This is a genomic window from Pusillimonas sp., from assembly GCF_044464525.1.
Lineage (GTDB): Bacteria > Pseudomonadota > Gammaproteobacteria > Burkholderiales > Burkholderiaceae_B > Pusillimonas.
This window is the reverse complement of the sequence record NZ_JBIQLE010000002.1, coordinates 150,991-169,172: the sequence shown is the minus strand read 5'-3', so window position 1 is coordinate 169,172 and position 18,182 is coordinate 150,991. Positions and strand designations below refer to the sequence as shown.

19 protein-coding genes are annotated in these 18,182 nt (G+C 59.7%); 11 read left to right on the top strand and 8 right to left on the bottom strand.

The window, feature by feature from the left end:
* Positions 1–118: 118 nt before the first annotated feature.
* Entirely contained in the window at positions 119–1,399 is a 1,281-nt protein-coding gene (locus ACIY1O_RS02010; RefSeq protein ID WP_397473397.1) for an arsenic transporter, read from the bottom strand.
* Positions 1,400–1,509: 110 nt separating this feature from the next.
* Here ACIY1O_RS02010 and ACIY1O_RS02005 point away from each other — a divergent pair, with 110 nt between their 5' ends.
* From ACIY1O_RS02005 to ACIY1O_RS01960, 10 genes are all read left to right on the top strand, one after another.
* A complete protein-coding gene (locus tag ACIY1O_RS02005) occupies positions 1,510–2,214 on the top strand; it encodes a GntR family transcriptional regulator (protein ID WP_397473396.1) in 705 nt (234 codons plus the stop codon).
* A 243-nt stretch (positions 2,215–2,457) separates the two neighbouring features.
* Positions 2,458–3,396 carry a fumarylacetoacetate hydrolase family protein gene (locus tag ACIY1O_RS02000; RefSeq protein ID WP_397473395.1) on the top strand — a complete coding sequence of 313 codons (939 nt, stop codon included), beginning with the start codon at positions 2,458–2,460 and terminating at the stop codon, positions 3,394–3,396.
* Positions 3,397–3,483: 87 nt separating this feature from the next.
* Positions 3,484–4,491: an ABC transporter substrate-binding protein gene (locus ACIY1O_RS01995; protein WP_397473394.1), complete on the top strand. Its 1,008-nt coding sequence runs from the start codon at positions 3,484–3,486 to the stop codon at positions 4,489–4,491.
* 10 nt (positions 4,492–4,501) lie between these two features.
* Entirely contained in the window at positions 4,502–5,038 is a 537-nt protein-coding gene (locus tag ACIY1O_RS01990) for a VOC family protein (RefSeq protein ID WP_397473393.1), read from the top strand.
* A gap of 79 nt (positions 5,039–5,117) precedes the next feature.
* Positions 5,118–5,885 (top strand): ABC transporter permease, encoded by a 768-nt coding sequence (locus ACIY1O_RS01985; protein ID WP_397473392.1) that lies wholly within the window; start codon positions 5,118–5,120, stop codon positions 5,883–5,885.
* 63 nt (positions 5,886–5,948) lie between these two features.
* A complete protein-coding gene (locus ACIY1O_RS01980) occupies positions 5,949–6,350 on the top strand; it encodes a VOC family protein (protein ID WP_397473391.1) in 402 nt (133 codons plus the stop codon).
* A gap of 11 nt (positions 6,351–6,361) precedes the next feature.
* Positions 6,362–7,201, top strand: coding sequence for an ABC transporter ATP-binding protein (locus ACIY1O_RS01975; RefSeq protein ID WP_397473390.1), 840 nt, complete (start codon positions 6,362–6,364; stop codon positions 7,199–7,201).
* On the top strand, positions 7,188–8,009 hold the full coding sequence (locus tag ACIY1O_RS01970) for a dihydrodipicolinate synthase family protein (RefSeq protein WP_397473389.1): 822 nt from the start codon (positions 7,188–7,190) through the stop codon (positions 8,007–8,009). The genes ACIY1O_RS01975 and ACIY1O_RS01970 overlap by 14 nt, the downstream gene beginning before the upstream one ends.
* A complete protein-coding gene (locus tag ACIY1O_RS01965; RefSeq protein WP_397473388.1) occupies positions 7,975–8,574 on the top strand; it encodes a malonic semialdehyde reductase in 600 nt (199 codons plus the stop codon). The genes ACIY1O_RS01970 and ACIY1O_RS01965 overlap by 35 nt, the downstream gene beginning before the upstream one ends.
* A gap of 274 nt (positions 8,575–8,848) precedes the next feature.
* Positions 8,849–9,445: a cob(I)yrinic acid a,c-diamide adenosyltransferase gene (locus ACIY1O_RS01960; protein ID WP_397473387.1), complete on the top strand. Its 597-nt coding sequence runs from the start codon at positions 8,849–8,851 to the stop codon at positions 9,443–9,445.
* A gap of 443 nt (positions 9,446–9,888) precedes the next feature.
* Here ACIY1O_RS01960 and ACIY1O_RS01955 read toward each other — a convergent pair whose 3' ends face one another.
* Positions 9,889–10,278 (bottom strand): cupin domain-containing protein, encoded by a 390-nt coding sequence (locus ACIY1O_RS01955; protein WP_397473386.1) that lies wholly within the window; start codon positions 10,276–10,278, stop codon positions 9,889–9,891.
* A gap of 186 nt (positions 10,279–10,464) precedes the next feature.
* Between ACIY1O_RS01955 and ACIY1O_RS01950 the strand changes: the two genes are divergently transcribed.
* Complete coding sequence (locus ACIY1O_RS01950) at positions 10,465–10,599, top strand: glycine zipper domain-containing protein (RefSeq protein ID WP_397473385.1); 135 nt, start codon at positions 10,465–10,467, stop codon at positions 10,597–10,599.
* Positions 10,600–10,681: 82 nt separating this feature from the next.
* Here ACIY1O_RS01950 and gspF read toward each other — a convergent pair whose 3' ends face one another.
* The 6 genes from gspF to gspL are packed head-to-tail and all read right to left on the bottom strand — an operon-like array spanning position 10,682 to position 18,178.
* Complete coding sequence (gene gspF, locus ACIY1O_RS01945) at positions 10,682–11,887, bottom strand: type II secretion system inner membrane protein GspF (protein ID WP_397473384.1); 1,206 nt, start codon at positions 11,885–11,887, stop codon at positions 10,682–10,684.
* Between the two features lie 25 nt (positions 11,888–11,912).
* Positions 11,913–13,334 (bottom strand): type II secretion system ATPase GspE, encoded by a 1,422-nt coding sequence (gspE, locus tag ACIY1O_RS01940; protein ID WP_397473383.1) that lies wholly within the window; start codon positions 13,332–13,334, stop codon positions 11,913–11,915.
* Positions 13,331–15,778, bottom strand: coding sequence for a type II secretion system secretin GspD (gspD, locus tag ACIY1O_RS01935; RefSeq protein ID WP_397473382.1), 2,448 nt, complete (start codon positions 15,776–15,778; stop codon positions 13,331–13,333). Before gspD ends, gspE begins: the two co-directional genes overlap by 4 nt.
* Positions 15,779–15,816: 38 nt before the next feature.
* The gene (locus ACIY1O_RS01930) at positions 15,817–16,578 is read right to left on the bottom strand and encodes a type II secretion system protein N (RefSeq protein ID WP_397473381.1); all 762 of its coding nucleotides are present in this window, start codon (positions 16,576–16,578) and stop codon (positions 15,817–15,819) included.
* A complete protein-coding gene (gspM, locus tag ACIY1O_RS01925; RefSeq protein WP_397473380.1) occupies positions 16,575–17,156 on the bottom strand; it encodes a type II secretion system protein GspM in 582 nt (193 codons plus the stop codon). The genes ACIY1O_RS01930 and gspM overlap by 4 nt, the downstream gene beginning before the upstream one ends.
* The gene (gene gspL, locus ACIY1O_RS01920; RefSeq protein ID WP_397473379.1) at positions 17,153–18,178 is read right to left on the bottom strand and encodes a type II secretion system protein GspL; all 1,026 of its coding nucleotides are present in this window, start codon (positions 18,176–18,178) and stop codon (positions 17,153–17,155) included. The genes gspM and gspL overlap by 4 nt, the downstream gene beginning before the upstream one ends.
* Positions 18,179–18,182 lie beyond the last annotated feature (4 nt).

Here is an 18,182-nt window from a genome sequence, read left to right as displayed (position 1 = left end):
ACAGGCGCCGGATCAACATTCACTATAGTCGCGCTCCAGACCGCTGCCAATAGATTGCTCGTGACAAATTATGGTCGGCTGATGAAGAGGGGCGGCTTCCGTGGCCGCGCCACGGCCTCTAGCCGAGCCGAATGGCCAGGGCCGCCAGCGTCAGCAGCAATACCGGCGTGGTCAACACCACGCCGACGCGAAAATAATATCCCCAGCTTATCAGCATGCCCTTGCCCGCGAGCACGTGCAGCCACAGCAAAGTGGCCAGGCTGCCGATGGGCGTGATCTTCGGCCCCAGGTCGCTGCCAATGACGTTGGCGTAGATCATGGCCTCGCGGATCGCGCCTTCGGCCTGGCTGGCGTCGATGGACAACGCGACGATCAGCACGGTCGGCAGGTTGTTCATTACGGAGGAGAGCAGGGCGGCAAGTAAGCCGGCGCCAAAGGTGGCCGCCCACAGGCCGTGTTGCGCGCAGGTATCCAGCAAGGCCGCAAGATGAGTGGCCAAGCCCTGATTGCGCAGGCCATAGACCACCAGATACATGCCCAAGGAAAACACCACGATCTGCCAGGGCGCCTCTCGCAGCACCTTGTGCGTATCGATGACTCGGCCGGAACGGGCCACGATCCAAAGCGCAAAGGCCGCCGCCGCGGCCACGGCGCTGACCGGAACACCCAGCGGCTCAAGGCCGAACAGGCCCGCCAGCAGCAGGGCCAGCACCAGCCAGCCGGCGCGAAAGGTGCGCCGATCGCGGACGGCGCCGGCTGGCGGACGCAGCCGTGATTTGTCGTAGGTAGCAGGCAGGCTGCCGCGAAAGTACAGCACAAGCACCAGCAGCGTAACCGCCACCGACACCACGTTCACCGGCGCCATTACTGAGGCGTAGCGCCCGAACCCGATGCCGAAGAAATCCGCCGACACGATGTTGACCAGGTTGGAAACGATGAAGGGCAGGCTGGCGGTATCGGCGATGAATCCGGCCGCCATCACGAAAGCCAGCGTGGCCGCGGGGCTCAGGCCCAGGGTGACCAGCATGGCCATGACGATGGGCGTCAGGATGAGGGCGGCGCCGTCGTTGGCGAACAGCGCCGACACCATAGCGCCCAGCAGGACGATGGCCATGAACAGGCGCCGCGCCCGTCCGCGCCCCCAGCGCGCAACGTGCAGGGCCGCCCATTTGAAGAAGCCGGCTTCGTCCAGCAGCAGGCTGATGACGATGATCGCGATGAAGGTGGCCGTGGCGTTCCAGACTATTCCCCAGACCACTGGAATGTCCGAGAGCCGGACGACGCCTGTGGCCAACGCCAGCCCCGCGCCGATCATGGCGCTCCAGCCGATGCCCAGGCCTCGAGGCTGCCAGATGACGAGAACAAGGGTCAAAATAAATACGGCTGAGGCAATAATCATGGTTTTTGCAGCGGAGGGGATAAAGATAAATTCCATACCATGGCGGTTACTTTCCTAGTTAAAGGGCCAGATTGTATGGGATAATCAAAAAATGTAGACAAATCAAGCTCGTGAATCGTCTTGCTTTCACGCTTTATCGCACATCAACATCCAGGCCAGAAAATATGGAAAATGGGAAGACCCTCTCACAGACTATTGCTGATCAACTAGCTGAGGAAATTGTTCTGCGTCGTATTTTGCCGGGCGCGCGCCTGGACGAGCAATCGCTCGCGACTCGTTTTGGGGTTTCACGCAGCCCGGTACGCGACGCTTTGCGCCAGTTGGCTGTGACGCGACTGGTTCATTACCTGCCGCGGCGCGGCTTCTCCGCTGCGACAATAAAACCTTCGGAACTTGATGAACTATTTGAAGCGGCCGGCGAAATCGAAGCGTTGTGTGCCAAGCTATGTGCCTTGCGTGCGGTTCCGGCAGAACGAAAAAGAATAGAACGTACTCACGATGAGGCCAGCCAAGCTGCCGCAGATAATAATACGAAAGCTTATTCCCGGCTCAACGATGAGCTGCACAAACTGATTTATGCGGGCGCCCACAATAATGTTTTACAGGAGCTTGCCTTGGGAATGCGCCAGCGCTTGGCGCCATTCCGCGCTCAAGGGTTCTTCGTGTCTGATAACCGCATCGAAAAATCGAACCAAGAGCACGAAGAATTGGTTGCAGCCCTATTGGCGCAAGACGCCGAGGCAGCCGCGCGCTCTATGTACAGCCATGCCGCTAATTCTGCGGTGAACGTCTTGCAGCACTTCGAACACAGCTAATTAGACATACTTCTGTCGTTTTTCCTTGGCCCGCTGCCATTGTCACTGCGTGTCCGTGCGGCCCTCGATTGCCAGGTAGGAAGCATCGCCCCTCGTTGCTCCCACCTGGCGTTTTTTTTAAGAGGCCCCAAGTACTATCGTTTTCCCTTATTTCGTCGACATTCATTGACGGAAAGGACTCAATAAACTATTCTTGTATACAAATCAGATAATTTGAGTGCAGTAAAACACGAGGAGAGAGCGATGGGTTGGATCGGACTTGGCACTTATGACGATGGCGCCGGCTTGAAACCTGCTGTTGTAGTGGAGGAAAAGCTGTATGACCTGGAGCAAGCCGTTAAAGCGGGCGCTCCTTCTGTCAAGCAAGAGTGGCTCGCGCCGGATGGCGTTAAGGCAATGCTTACTAACTGGAACGAGGCTCGCAAGTGGATTGAAGAAGCGGAGCCCATCGTTATGCAAAAGGTTGCGGAAGGAGCCATGGTCCCGCTTTCCGGCGAGGTACGCGTGGCCCCTCCTTATGTGCCCCAGCGCATTTTTTGCGCGGCATCGAATTATGCCGAGCACGCTAGTGAAATGGGTACAGAGCTGGCCGCGAAAGCGCAAAGCAAGCCTTACATGTTCTTGAAACTATCCAATACGGTTATCGGCAATGGCGATACGATCCTGATGCCGCCGGAAACCCAGATGCTGGACTGGGAAATAGAGCTTGCGGCAGTCATCGGCAAGCGAGGGCGCCGAATCTCAGTAGACGATGCGCTCGACCATATCGCGGGTTATACGGTCATTAACGACATCTCGGCGCGCGACCTGAATGTGCGCTCGGATTATCCGTTCAAGCACGATTGGTTCCAAGGCAAATGTCATGACACCTTTGCGCCAATCGGGCCTTGGATCGTTCCCGCCTGGCACATTCCCGAGCCCCAGGCGGTTCATATGCGCCTTGACGTCAATGGCGAACCCATGCAGGAAGACACCACGGCCAATATGATCTGGACGGTCCGAGAGCAGATAGCCTATTTATCCACCATCGTCACGCTGGAGCCAGGAGACGTGATAGCTACCGGCACTCCGACGGGGGTCGGCATGGGGCGGGGCGTATATCTGAAAGCCGGTGACCGCCTGGTCGCCCGCATAGAAGGAATAGGCAGCTTGGCTAACGTAGTTCGGGCGGAGACGATGTAGTAAAGCAAATAGATGAAGCGGTTGTTGAATGGAAGGCGCTGAAGACCAGCGCCACGCATGCAGTGATAACCATAGCGGAGACAAGCAATGCACACCAACAAAACCAGACTGAGTTCCATATTGAAAGGCTTTACCTTATGTGCCGCCTTGGCACTTTCCTGCGCGCCTGCTGCGGCGCTGGAGAAGGTTACCTACAACATGGCATGGTTGCCGCAGGGCAGCTCAATCGGCGTCATCGTGGCACAGGACCAGGGAATGTTCGAGAAGGAGGGCCTCGATGTCAATATCGTACGCGGCTACGGTGGAAACCGTACGGCTAACGAGCTGGATCAAGGACAATATGAGTTCGGATATGTAGATCCAGTCAGTCTCATATTGAACCGGGCCAATGGCGGAAAGATTCGTATGGTGGGCGCCATGAACACCCGGTGGCCGGCCGGCATCTGTTTCGATAAGAAGCGCCACGACATCAAGGAGCTGGACGATCTGAATGGCTTGTCCATGGGAGGCGGCTCCGCCTCGCCGGTGCAGAATGTTGTGCCCGCTTGGCTCGAGCTCAATGGCAAGCCGCGAGACTTCATCCGCTTGCTGCGTATGGATCCCGCCGTCATCGATGCCTCCTTGGTCGAGGGGCGCATCGACCTTGCCGAATGCTGGTTGGCCAGCAATCGGGCCGTGATTCAAAGAAGGGCGGCGCAGGCGGGGGTTGAGTTAGGCTGGATTGACTACGCTGATTTTGGTCTCGATGCCTACGGAAGCGGCTTTGCCACAAGGGAAGAACTCATAGAGAAGAATCCAGATCTGGTCAGGAAATTTTTGCGCGGCGCATATGCCGGGTTCGAGTTCGCATTGAAAAGTCCCGAACAGGCTGCGCAGATAATGGTCAAGATGTTCCCGGTGGTCGATCCCGACGTCGCCCTGCAGCAGATCAAGGAAATGAACACTTTGGTCGTGGATGAAAGCGCGAAGGATCAGGGCTTGGGCTACATGAGGCCGGATCGCATGAGTTCCACTGTTCAGTTCGTGGACAAGGCGTTTGATCTCAAGGGGAAAGTCGAGGTTGACGATCTCTTCACCAATGCATTACTGAAATAGCGGAGGCGATATGCTGAGTCGTCCCAAGCCGCAGCGTATCGGGCACGTAGTCCTGAACGTTCGCGATCTGCGCAAGTCGGTCGAGTTCTATACGAAGATGGTGGGTCTGGAGGTATCCGACTATATCGAGGACCAAATGGCGTTCTTACGCTGCAGCACCGATCATCACGATTTGGCACTGGCACAAATTCCTCAGGATCATCCCTTATACGGGAGCACATACCAGCCAGGCCGCCCGGGGCTCGAGCATTTTTCGTATCAACTGGGTTCGCTTGCGGAAATTGAGGAGGCGGCCAAGTACTTGCAGAAGCATGATGTACCCATTGTCAGGGGCGTGGGCAAGCACGGGCCGGGCGAGAACCTATTTCTCGTGTTCGAGGATCCTGACGGCAACTATTGCGAGTTTTATGCCGAGATGGTGCAGGTCACGCCCGAACAGCCTCATACCCCCAGTGTGTGGCCTAACGACATACACGCCTTCGATCAATGGGAATTCAGCCGGTTCGTTGTACCGCCCCCAGACTGGGCGCCAACAAAGCCCGACTGATGGCAGTGCGGGTCACGCATGAAATACGTGACCCCATAGCCGCCTCTCGTCACCATAACAATAACTTCAGGAGACTTTCATGCAGCGATCGTTGAGGCGACGGATCGAATGGCGTGCTTATGTAGACCCCTTGGCGGTATTCATTGTGTTTGCCGTCTTGTGGGAGCTTGCGGTCGATATATTCAACATCAAGCCCTACCTGCTGCCGACTTTGTCAAGCGTGCTGCAAAGCATGTGGGACAACAGAGCCAATTTGCTGCTGCAATCGTGGATCACCACCCGGGAAGTTCTGTTTGGCTTTGCCGGAGCCGTGGTGGCAGGGGTGCTTCTTGGGGCGATCATTCATTCCTGGTCCTTCGTCAGGCGCACGCTGTATCCCTTCATCGTCGTGTTCCAGGGCATACCCAAGATCGCGCTTGCGCCGCTCATGATCATCTGGTTCGGATACGGGGAGATATCCAAGATACTCATGGCCTTCCTGTTCGCTTTCTTTCCGGTGGTCATTGCGACGATGGGAGGCCTGGCCGCAACGCCTTCCAATCTGATCGAGCACTTTCGAGCCATAAGGGCCCCGGGCTGGGTGATGTTCAAGCGGCTCTATGTACCTTCCGCTTTGCCTTCCATCATGGACGGATGCAAGCAGGCAATGCCGCTGGCCGTTATCGGCGCCATCGTCGGCGAGTTTGTCGGCTCAGAGCATGGTTTGGGCCATCTCATTTTGAATACAACGGCCAATGCGCGCACTGATTATCTTTTCGCTGCGTTGATCACTGTTTCGGCCTTGGCCGCTTTGCTTTATCTAGTGATCGAACTGATCGCCAAGCGGGTGTGGTGGCGCGGGCTTTGATCTACTTCCAAGCTTTCAGAATTTAATTACGACGTTATCTTATTCGCTCAAGGAGGCGACAACATGGCAAAGCTACGACACATCGCACTAGCTGTTTCTGACCCCGAGAAAGCAGCCCAGTTTTATAGCAAGGTTTTCGATATGGAAATTGTCGAACCCACCTATTCCCCCATCGCCGATGGCATCTATCTTTCCGATGGCGTCGTCTGTCTTGCGCTGCTCAAGTACAAGACCGACGAGGCGGCGGGCTTGGAGCGAGGTAAAGATTGGACAGGTACACACCATTTCGGATTCTGGGTCGACGATGTCGATGCCCAGAGGAAGGTCATCGAGGACAATGGCGGTACTTTTTTTCTTGACCTTCCGCACGATAAAAGCAGTCTCTACTACGAAATGAAGTTCCGCGACCCTGATGGGATCATCTTCGACATCTCGGAAGGCGGCTGGGTGGGCGCCAAGAAATAAGGAATGCATCTGTGACAGTCGACCATGCAGCACCCAGAGCCGAGCTTGCCATCCACGTTGTCAAGGTGGGCAAGACCTTTGACAGCCACGTGAAGATCCAGGCCTTGCAAGAGGTTAACTTCACAATACCAGAGGGTGAATTTGTTTCCATTCTCGGCCCAAGCGGTTGCGGAAAGAGCACGTTGTTAAGGGTCGTTTCCGGATTGCTTGATCCTGATGACGGCGGAGAAGTGCGTATATTCGGACATCGCCAATCGCACCGTGACATGTCCGATGACGTGGGCGTGGTGTTTCAAACTCACAATATGCTGCCCTGGGATACTGTCGAGGCCAACTTGCGGCTGGCTGCCGAGGTGCGAAAACTTCCTAAAAAAGAGCTTGACGAGCGCGTTGAGGCATTGCTTCCCGTGCTTAAGCTGGAAAAATTCCGCAGTAGCTATCCACATCAGCTTTCGGGCGGCATGCGACAGCGCGCCGCGCTGGGGCAGATTCTGGTTACGCGACCCAAGGTCCTGCTGCTCGATGAGCCTTTCGGCGCTCTGGATGCTCTTACCCGCGATCAATTGAACGTAGAGCTGCTCAGGCTGTGGCAGGAAATGCGTCAGACCGTCCTGCTGATCACGCACAGCATCGCGGAAGCTGTGTTTTTGTCAGACCGGATATTGGTTATGTCTGAACACCCCCGGACGCATCATCGAGGACATCAGGATAAACCTCCCGCGGCCCAGAGACCCCCGCGCCAGCAAGGAGGCAGTGGAGTTTGGGCGTTACGTCGCCCAGTTGGGACAGATCATGGGCGTCAATTAAAAGGCTACACGCCAATTCAATGGAGACAAGATGGACATCACTAGATTTCACGGTGTCGTGCCGGCAATGGCCACACCGTTCAAGAGCAATTACGAACTAGACCTCGCCAAGGTGGCAGAGCTTATAGAGGGCTATATCGCTGCAGGGGTGCACGGCATATCAGTGGCTGGAAGCCAGGGCGAATTCTTCTCCCTGACTGTAAAGGAACACTTGCAACTGCTGGAAAAAGCGGTTGAAGTTACGGACGCGAGAGTACCGGTTTATGCGGGTACCGGGGCGGTAACCACCAGCCAGGCGATCGAATTCACCAAGGCGGCTGAGTCCATCGGGGCAGATCTGGCACTCGTTATAACGCCATATTTCGCGCAACCCAGTCAAGAAGAGTTGATTGAACACTATGTCGCCGTGGCCAAGGCCACCAAGCTTCCGGTCATGCTGTACAACAATCCACCGCGTACCAGCGTGAACGTCTTGCCCAAGACCCTGACGCGCTGCATGAATAGTGCTGAGAACATCGTAGGCATCAAGGATTCGGCGGGCGATCTTACCCAGTCAATCGAATTCCAGCTTTTGGCCCCCAGGGGGGTCTTTTCCCGTCGTCATCAAAGAGGCCATGGCGCTTGCCGGCCGAAATGCCGGTCCCACTCGTCCGCCCATCATGCCCCTGACAAAGCAGGCACGCGCCGAGGTCGAGGCTGTGGTTCAACGAATTGCCATGTTGGCTTCCGAGGAGGGCGCAAGTGCATCGACACAGACAGGTTGATGAGGCCTGCGGCTACGGGCACGCAACCCAAGCTCTTTTGTCTTCGGCCTGTTAATGAACTACATGATTCCCGACTCGATATTGGATAGACTGTTTCGCAATGCGCGCACTCACAATGCCTGGACGGACGCCCCCGTTTCAGACGACGAGCTGCATCGTCTGTACGAGTTGATGAAATGGGCCCCCACTTCTGCCAACTCATCGCCGGCACGGATCATATTCTTGCGCTCCGCGGCGGCTAAAGCCAGGCTGAAACCCCACCTATCCGGCGGAAACGTAGAAAAGAGCATGGCCGCTCCGGTCACCGCCATCATCGGCTACGACACCGAATTCTATCGTCATCTGCCCAGGCTGTTCGCTCACAGCTCCGTCATGCACACGCTGTTCTCCGATCCACAAAATAGCGCGCGTACTGAGCGCGCGGCGTTTCAGAACTCAAGCCTGCAAGGCGGGTACTTTATTCTTGCCGCCCGATGTATTGGGCTTGACTGCGGGCCGATGTCGGGGTTCGATGCAGCCGGTGTCGATCGCGAATTCTGGTCGGGTACAACGGTCAAAACCAATTTCCTTTGCAATCTTGGGCATGGAGATTCCAGTGGCCTGTTTGCCCGGTTGCCGCGGCTGGATTTCGACGAGGTTTGCCGAATCGTGTAAGAAGCGTGCTGGGCTGTCTTTGCCGAGGACTCGCCGTCAGGCTGTTCGCATCGGGCAAGATGCTCGGCCGCTTGCCTGATACAAGAGAAGAGTAGGGCGCAGACCGTCAGCGCCGGAACCTTGCGCCGCTTCAGGTATTCTCTGTCTACGCTCCAGGCCGCGCAATCTTCGTTGCGTGTGGTTTTTGACAGCTGTTGGCGGTCGAAACCTGAGTCTGACTCAGCATGAGGCGGTATCAGCGTAGATTTTTGACACCAAAGGATCACACATAATCATGGCCACACGTCTTTCCATCATCACCACGCGCGGCGGCGACCAGGGCATGACCAGCCTGGGCGACGGCGGCCGCATCAGCAAGGACGCGCCGCGCATTGCGGCCATGGGAGACGTGGACGAGCTGAACAGCATGCTGGGCCTGCTGCGCGCCGAGGCGCTGCCGGACGATGTGGATGCCGTGCTGGCGTGCGTGCAGAACGATTTGTTCGATCTTGGCGCCGAGCTTTGCATCCCGGGCCACACGGCCGTGACCGAAAAGCAGGTGATTTACCTGGAGCAAACGCTGGCGCGCTACAACGCCGATCTTGGCGCATTGCGGGAATTCATCCTGCCGGGCGGCACGCGCGCGGCCGCCTTGGCGCACGTGGCTCGTACCGTATGCCGGCGCGCCGAGCGATCGGTGTTTGCGATGGAAAAGACAGATGCGGCCGCAAGCGAAGGGCCGTTGGGCGAACCGGCAAGATTCCTCGTTCAATACCTGAACCGTCTTTCCGACCTTTGCTTCGTGCTGGCCCGGGCGCTGAACCGTGCCGCCGGCCGGCCGGACGTTTTATGGAACCGCGAATCCGACGCGGATTCGAACTCGCCGCGGTAGGCCGTTCAATTGGCATCGCAAGGTTCAAGCTGCGGAAGATAACGAGGCTCAAACCGAGCCGGAATGAGCCGAGGATGTTCGCGAAAGAGGAACTACCGGGCCAAGAGGAAAGCCGTAATACCTTGGAAGTTGTCGTCTTGATAGATGGATAAATGACGCATAATGTATATTATGTAAAGTAAAGAGTGAGCGTCCTTGAATGTCGGCATTCTGCTTTCCTTTAATGGCCCGGCTTGCGCGCTTGCTCCCCCAAAGCCCTTCTTATCCACGCCGTGGTGAACACACAAGTAGAACGCGGTGCTGCATACTCCTGCGTCCTGGCAGGCAAGCCAATTAACAGGCTGCGTTCAAAACAATGAGCCCTGCCAACAGGGATACGCTGGCAGGGCTCAGTAAGGCGAAAATACTTCAGGCGTGGGGGTGATGCACCGCACACACGGATATTACTCGGTGGTCTTGCCGTCGAAGTGCTCTTCTTTTTCGTCGGCCTTGGTGGCGTGGACCACGCCGTCGCGGTGCTCGGGCGGGCCGTACAAGGTGTACAAGCGCAGCGGCGCCGAGCCTTTGTTGATGACGTTGTGCTGGGCGCCCGCCGGGACGATGATGGCGTCATCGTCTTTGATCGGCGTTGCCTTGCCGTCGATCACGACTTCCCCCTCGCCCGCTTCGATGCGGAAAAATTGATCATGGCCTTCGTGAACTTCGGAGCCGATTTTCTCGCCCGGCTGAAGCGTCATGAGCACCAGCTGCATATGCTTGCCGGTATAGAGCACCTTGCGGAATAGATCGTTTTCTACCGTGAGTTTTTCAATATCGTCTATAAAACCTTTCATGGAATGGCTCCGTTTCTACATTGGTTGAGCGAAATGACTGCATGTCGTCAACCATATCATGCGCTTTGGCTCTGCGCACGGTCGGCCTGGAGGCAAATGTGTCTGCAACTTGGTGACGTCACTGTTTGTAGCCACAGGAACTCTTTGTAGCTGCCAGGCTTACTTGATCGATGCTATCGTAAATTCATGACATCAAGCTTATGGATTGCCATTGGCATAGCCATCGGCGCGACATACGGAGTCGTGATGGACAACATCGGGGTCGGTGTTGGAATAGGCATAGGCATTGGGCTGGCCCTGGGCATTGCGACGAAGAAATAATCGCCGATATCCCCTCCTTTTATTCTGGCGCTGCGCGAGCTTTCGTCGTAGCCGCCCAGGGTGTTAGATTTCGGGCAGCCCGCTATTGCACCAGCTGGTTGATCTCGATAATGGGCATCATCACGGCCAGCACGATGACCAGCACTATTCCGCCCATGATCAAGATCATCATCGGCTCGAGCACGGCCGTCATGGTCATGGCGCGCCGTTCCAGTTCGACCGCCAATACATTGGCGGCGCGATCGAGCATGGCGGGCAACTCGCCGGTGCGCTCGCCGCTGCCGACAAGATGGATGAGCAGCGGAGGAAACACCTTTTGCGCCTGCAGGGCCTGGGCCAGCGGGCTGCCCTCGCGGACGCGATGGGTGGCCTCGTCGACGGCCGCTTGCAGCTTGCGATTCTTCAGCGTGCGGCGCGATGCGTCCAGCGCGGTCAGCAAAGGCACGTTGCTGCCTGTCAATATGGCCAAAGTGGCCGCAAAGCGCGCGACGTCGACGCCCATGGCGTAGCGGCCGACTATCGGCAGCCGCAGGACACGGGAATGCCAGGCCAGGCGGGCCGCGGGGTTGCGCAAGCTCAGGCGCCAGAGAGTAAAAAGCGCGACGAGGGTCGAGACGGTAAGCAGCCCCCATTCGCGCGCGAAGTCGCTGGAAGCCAGCATGATGCGGGTAAGCAATGGCAAGGTTTGGTGGGCCTGGGTGAAGGCGCCCACTACCTGCGGTACGACGTAGCTGAGCAGAAAGATAACGATGCCGATCGACACGATAGTGACGATGACGGGGTAGATGAAGGCCGTCAACACCTTGTTGCGCAAGGCGCCGCGCGATTCGATATAGTCGGCGAGCTTTTCAAGTACCTGGGCCAGGTCGCCCGACTGCTCGCCGGCATCGACCAGGGCCCGATAGATTTCCGGAAAATCGCGCGGATGAGCCGCCAGGGCTTCACCAAGGCGATGGCCGGCGCGCACATCGTCGCGCACGGCGGCCAGAGTCTGAGCGACGTGCCTGCGCTCAGCCTGTTCCATAGTGGCGCGCAAGGCGGCTTCAAGCGGCAGGCGAGCGGCCACCAGGCTGGCAAGCTGGCGAGTCAGCCAGCCCAGGTCGGAATCGCCGATTTTTGCACCGGCGGACCAGCTCTGCCCTGCCCGCTTGCGAGTTTCGCGCACCGACAAAGGCAGGAGGCCCCGTGCGCGCAAGGCCTGGCGGGCGCTGCGTTCGCTGTCGGCATCTATCATGCCGCGGTCGCTTCGGCCGGTGGCGTCTACGGCTTCGTACTGGTATGAAGGCATGGTGTGGCTCCGTGGCGCTGGCGCGTCAGGTGTCGCGGGTTACGCGCGCAACCTCTTCGCGCGAAGTGACGCCCTGGCCGACCCAGCGTTGCGCATCCTGGCTCAAGCTGCGCATGCCCGCGGCCTGCGCAGCGCGGCGCAAGGCCTGCTCGCCCCTGTCGGCGTGGATCATTTCGCGCAGCGTGTCATCCAGGATGAAAAGCTCATGCACGCCTGTGCGTCCGCTGTAGCCGGTATGGCTGCACGATGCGCAGCCATTTGGGTTCCAGGCCGAGCTGCCGTCCGCCATCGGGGTCTTGCAGTGTGGACAGAGCTTGCGCACCAGGCGCTGGGCGAGCGCGCCACGCAGGGTGGACGCCAGCAAAAAGGGCTCAACGCCCATGTCGACCAGGCGGGTCACCGCCGAGACGGCATCGTTTGTGTGCAAAGTTGCCAGCACCAGATGGCCGGTCAAGGAAGCTTGAACGGCGATCTGGGCGGTCTCCAGGTCGCGGATCTCGCCGATCATGATCACGTCGGGGTCTTGTCGCAAGATGGCGCGCAGGGCGTTGGCAAAAGTGAGGTCGATGCGGGCGTTTACCTGAGTCTGGCCTATGCCCGGCAGGTCATATTCGATGGGGTCTTCCACCGTCAGGATGTTCGTGGTCGAGGCATCCAAGCGCCCCAGGGCCGCGTACAGTGTCGTGGTCTTGCCACTGCCCGTCGGGCCGGTAACCAGAAATATGCCGTGCGGATGGCGAATGAGCGAGTCGAGGCCCTGCAATACATCCGGAGCCATGCCCAGGCGTTCCAGTTCCAGTCGCCCTGCTTCTTTGTCGAGCAAGCGCAGCACGACGCGTTCGCCGTGGCCTGTGGGCAGGGTCGAAACCCGTACATCGATTGGCCGGCCGCCCACGCGCAGCGCGATGCGGCCGTCTTGCGGCAGTCGCTTTTCGGCAATGTCCAGGCTGGCCATGATCTTGATGCGCGACACCAGGGCGTTGTGCAGCGCGCGTCGCGGGCTGACGATATCGCGCAAAGTGCCGTCCACCCTGTAGCGCACCACCGAATGGGTTTCGAAAGGCTCGATGTGGATGTCGCTGGCGCCGTCCCGTGCCGCCTGCGTGAACAAGGCGTTGATCATGCGGATTATCGGAGCGTCATCGCTGGTTTCAAGCAGGTCTTCAATCTCGGGCATGTCTTGCAGCAAGCGGTCGAGATCGATCTCGTTGGCGGCGGCATCGACGATCTCGGCGGCGTCCCCTGTCTGCGCGTAGGCGGCGGCCAACAGCGTGTCAAGCTCGGCATCGCTTACCGTGCGTACGGGCAGCTCGCCATGGCGGCGGCGGATTTCGGCCAGTGCCCAGGCGGGCGTGCGCTCGGATACGGTCAATGCGGCGCCCGCGGCGCCGGATTGGATCAAGGCCCGATGGGTGCGAGCCCAGGTATAGGGCAAACGCGAAATCATAGCGAGCCGTCGCCTAAAGGTTCCAGCCTGACCGGCGCCGGAATGGCCTGTGGCTGCGGCGTATCGGGCTGAGGTTCGTTGCGCGAGGCGTTACGCAAGTCGAGCAGCCCGGTCGCGGCGTCGCGCTGGATGTCGGGCAGCTTGGCCGCGGTGGCGCCAGGCACCAGCCACGAGGCCCGCACCGGCAGGTTGTCCTGGGCTGCGCGCATGTAGTTGTAGCGGTCCAGCGTCAGGCTGGCGCTGTCCTGGGCGTTGCGTACGATATGAGGCCGCAGGAAAACCATCAGATTCGTCTTGCTGCGGCCGCGTTTCTGGTATTTGAACAGGTTGCCCAGGATCGGGATATCGCCCAGCAGCGGCACCGAGGTGGTGGAGTCGTCGACGATGTCTTCCAGCAGGCCGCCCAGCACGATGATCTGGCCGTCATCCACCAGCACGCTCGTCTCCAAGGCTCGCTTGCGCGTGATGATGGTGCCACTGGAACTGGACGTGGGGAGCGAGGATGAAGGGTCGATGCTGCTGACTTCCTGGTAAAGCGAAAGCTTGACCGTGCCGCCCTCGGAAATTTGAGGCCGGATTCGTAATGTCAGGCCGACGTCTTCACGTTGTACAGTTTGGAAGGGATTGCTGGCGCCGTCACCGGTGGTGGTGTAGGTGCCGGTTACGAAAGGTACGGTGCGGCCCACGATGATGCTGGCCTGCTCGTTGTCCAGGGTCATGAGGTTGGGCGTGGAAAGAACGTTTACACCGCCCTGCCTCTGCATGGCGCGCGCCAGCACCCCAAGGTTGATCAGCGGCCGGCCCAATACGTCGACCGTGCCTTTGACGATGCCCAGGCTCATGCCCGTACCCAAAGCGTCGATGGTGGTATGGCTGTCGGCAAGGTTTGCGCCCACGCCTGTGCCGCCCAGGTTGGCGCCGCCAAAAAACGAGGTGCCGCCATTGGCGAAGCTGTCGCCGCCCGTCATCCATTGCACGCCGATTTCGGCCGCGTCCTCGGCGTTGACTTCGACGATAAGGCTTTCGATCAGAACTTGGGCACGGCGCTGGTCAAGGAGGTCAATCACTTCGCGCAGGCTGCGGTACAAGGGGTCGGGCGCCGAGATGATGAGTGTGTTGGTGGTGGGGTCGGCCTGCACGGTCGCGCCGCCGGCCGAGAACGCTACATTCTGTTGATTGCCCTCGCGGAAATCAGGCATTGAGGCCCCCATTGCGCTTCCCGTGCCGGAACCCGAGCCCCCGGTGCTGGTGTTAAGGCTGCCTGCAAAAGCCCCGTCCAGCGCCGACCCGCTGCCATCGAGCGCGCTATCCAGTATCGAGGCCCCCGAAGAAGAACCCGACCCGCCCTGCCCGGTAAGCGCGCCGCGCAGCACCTCGGCCAGTTGGGTGGCCTGGGCATTGCGCAGATAGACAACGTGCAGATTGCCGGCGCGGGACTCCGGGCTGTCGATGCGGCGGATCAGGTCGCGGGCGAGCTTGAGGCGTTCGGGCGTGCTGGAACGCACCAGCACGGCGTTGCTGCGCGGGTCGGCCACTATGGTGGTGCCCTGCTGCCCCGGGTCGGCGCCACCGGGCCCCTGCAGCATCTGCTGCGCCAGGGCGGCGACGTCAAGCGCAACGCCGTACTCGATCGGAATGACGTCGGTGTTGATGGCCATGGGGGTGTCGATGCGGGCTATGACGTCGGCTACGCGATCGAGGTTGTCTGCATAGTCGGTAATGACAAGAGTATTGTTGCCGGCATGCGCGGCGATGGTGTTGTTGGGAGCCACCATGGGGCGCAATATGGGCACCAGGGCGGTCGCGCTTTCGTAGCGCAGCGCAAACACCCGCGTCGCCAGTTCTCCGCCGCGCGCGGCCTGGCTGCTGGAAACGACCGGCCCTCCTTGCAGTTTTGCATCGGCTTCGGGCACCACGCGGCTGACGCCGTCTACGTCGATGACGGCAAAGCCTTGCATGCGCAGCGCACTCAGCAGCATCGAATAGGCCGTGTCGGCATCCACCGGGTTGTCGGAAACCAGTGTCAACTGCCCCCTGACGCGTGGATCGACGACGAAATTACGTCCGGTGAACTGCGCCAGCGCCCTGATCACCCCCTGCAAGTCGGCCTCGTTGAAGTTGAGCGTAGTGCGTTGCCCCTGGGCTTGAGCCGCCGGTCTGGCGGGCAGTTCATCGTCGTAGGTGGGCCGCTGCTGTATGGGGGGCAAGGCGCGCTGCTGGCTGCGCTGAGTAGCATCCGGTTGGTCCGGATATCGGCCTGCTTCCTGAGGTTGCTCTGAACCCACCGCCGTATAAGCCACTAGCGGCATGCGGTCGCTCTGCAGGCCGGTGTCGCCGGCTGCGCAACCGCCCAACGCCAGGGCCAGCATCAGCGTCGCCGGGCTAAGCCGGCGCTTTGTTCGCGGCGAGGAGGGGCGGTTGTTGGTTCGAGAGGAGTTCGTCATGGCAGCAGTATGGTTTAGATTTTGGTTTTGCACAGGCATTAACGTATTTTCATAAGAACCGAGCCTTCCTGGCCGGTGGCGGGCCCTATTGCGGCAAGCAAGCCTTGTAGCGATGCCCGGGTATCTTCAGTGCTGGATTCCTCGACCCAGGCTTTTCCGTCAAATTGGGCTCCAAAGCGCGACAAAGTACCTGATCCCTCCATCATCAAGGGGCCTTGCCGGGTGCCAAGCTCCAGTGCCATGGTGTCGTCTGATCCTTCGTTCAAGGTCAGAGTGTAGTTGCCCATGGGCTTGACACGGCTCAATGAGGAAGACGCATTACGCCATTGGGCGGTGAGCAGTGTGGCCGCATCCCCCGGCACCGAGACCGTGCGCCTCAAGGCGAGCTCGGGCCATGTCAGATGAAGTTCGCCGCCAGGGTCCAAGGTATTGAACAGCGCATGTATGGCGGTCAATGCCGAGGCGGGCAACTGCAGGGTCTGCGCGGATAAACGCAGGCCGGTCCAATCGGGTGCGAGCTTGAGCGGACCCTGAAGCCATGGATGGCGAATCACAAGCTGCGGCCCGCCATCGAAAGCCAAGCGCCATTGCACCGGATCGGGCAAGGTGCGTCGCAGGCCTCCGACACCGATGGCAATGGTGGCGCTTGCATTCCACATGGTGCCGGATGCGTCTATTACCGTCACTGGAGACGAATCGGGTATCCAGGCCATGGTCCATCGCGCGGGCAATGCCCAGAGCGCGGCCGCGAGCGCCACGGCCGCAAGCAATAGTATTTGGGCGATGCGGGAGCGTGTCACGGCGTCTCCCGGGAAGGCATGGCCAGCACGACGGCGCCCGTAAGTTGCCCTGGCCGGTCGCGTCCGTCGACGTTGCTGCGGGCCAGATCGACCTGGACGGTTTTTACCTGGGCCACATATGGCAAGCTGGACAACCATTGGATCAGGCGGCCCGCCGGGGCGTTGGTGAAATGAATCTGCCATGTCGCCACGGCATCGGGCTTTGTATTGAACCGGCTCAGCTCATCCAGGCCTGCACTGACCAGGCTGGCGCGCAGAGCCTGTTCGGTTTCATCGGCGGAGAGCATGCCTGAACGCCCGCGATCCAGCGCCTGAGCTTCAAGAATGACGGCATCGAGCCGACTGGATTGCGCCTGCAGCAGAGGTAGTTGCTGGTGCGCGGCGCGCATGCGTTCGAGCGCGGGTTGCAGGCCGATCAGCCAAACCAGGGCAGCGGCAAGCAGGAGCGCGCCCCAGCGCAGTAGAGTCTGCTCGCGGGCAGTGCGTTGCCGCCACGCTGCGCGCGCTTGCTCGGAAACTGGTGCAAGTCGTGAGCGAAAGGCCTGCTCCATCCTCGACATTGTGGTTGCGATGCTCATGACGGCTTCCGGGCGCTTGACGCCGACGCCGGCCTCTTGATTCGCCATGCATGTGGCTGGGTGTTGTCTTTTTCGAGCACGACTTGCTGCACGGCCGCAGCCTGGGCCAGTGTGGCTTCGTTGGCCGGCGGGGTATAGCCTTCGGCCAAGGTCAGGACAAGTTCGCCCTCTTCATATTGCAAGTTGCGCACATGGCCCTGAGCGAAGTCGAGCACCTGTGCGGTGGCCAGCGCCAGAGGCATGAAGTCGTCGTCCGCACTGATGCCCTGGGTCAGCCGCAGGGCGTCACGTTGATTCTGAGCCTGGCGCACCGGGTCGATGACAATGGGAATCTGAGGAAAGGCCTGCATGACGGCCGACCTCATGTTGTCTTGCAATGTATCCACCTCGGCCTGAAGGCGGCTTGCGTATCCGTTCAACCCCAGAATCCAGATTGCGGCGGCGGCTGTCGTCCACAATGCCGCCTTACGCCACCGTCCGCCCGCTGAGGCCGGACGCAGGCTTTCGTGCGCCAGCGACCAGGGTGGCAAAGGTGCGAGCCAGCGCGGCCCCCCAGGCAAGGCCAGCGGCGTTTCGGGATGCGGATCGTCCATCGGGACAGCCAGGGTATGCGGAATGAAGGCCGCGACATCCAGCCCGGCGTCGGCCAACAAGGACCAGGCGTCGGCCAGCGGCCGGCGCGCGGTCCAGGCAACTTTTACTGATCCGTCCGGATTGCGCGGACCATGGGCCACGCATAGCTGCTCAATGTCGGACAGAAGCATGGGTTCTATGCTGCCTGCCACTGCGGCGTCAAGGCGTTGGGACGACACCGGCGGGACCGTCACCTGAGCCACAATGGCGTCGTTGGGATGCAACACGGCGTATGCAGGATGGGAGCCGATCTGGGAACCCATTTCGATTGGGGTCAATTCGCCCGCCCGCGCAACCTGCCCATGGCGGTCGATGAGCACGAAGGCCAGGCGTGTATCAATGGACAGGAATTCAAGAGGCGGCAGAGCCAGGCGCAAATGTTGTTTCATATTA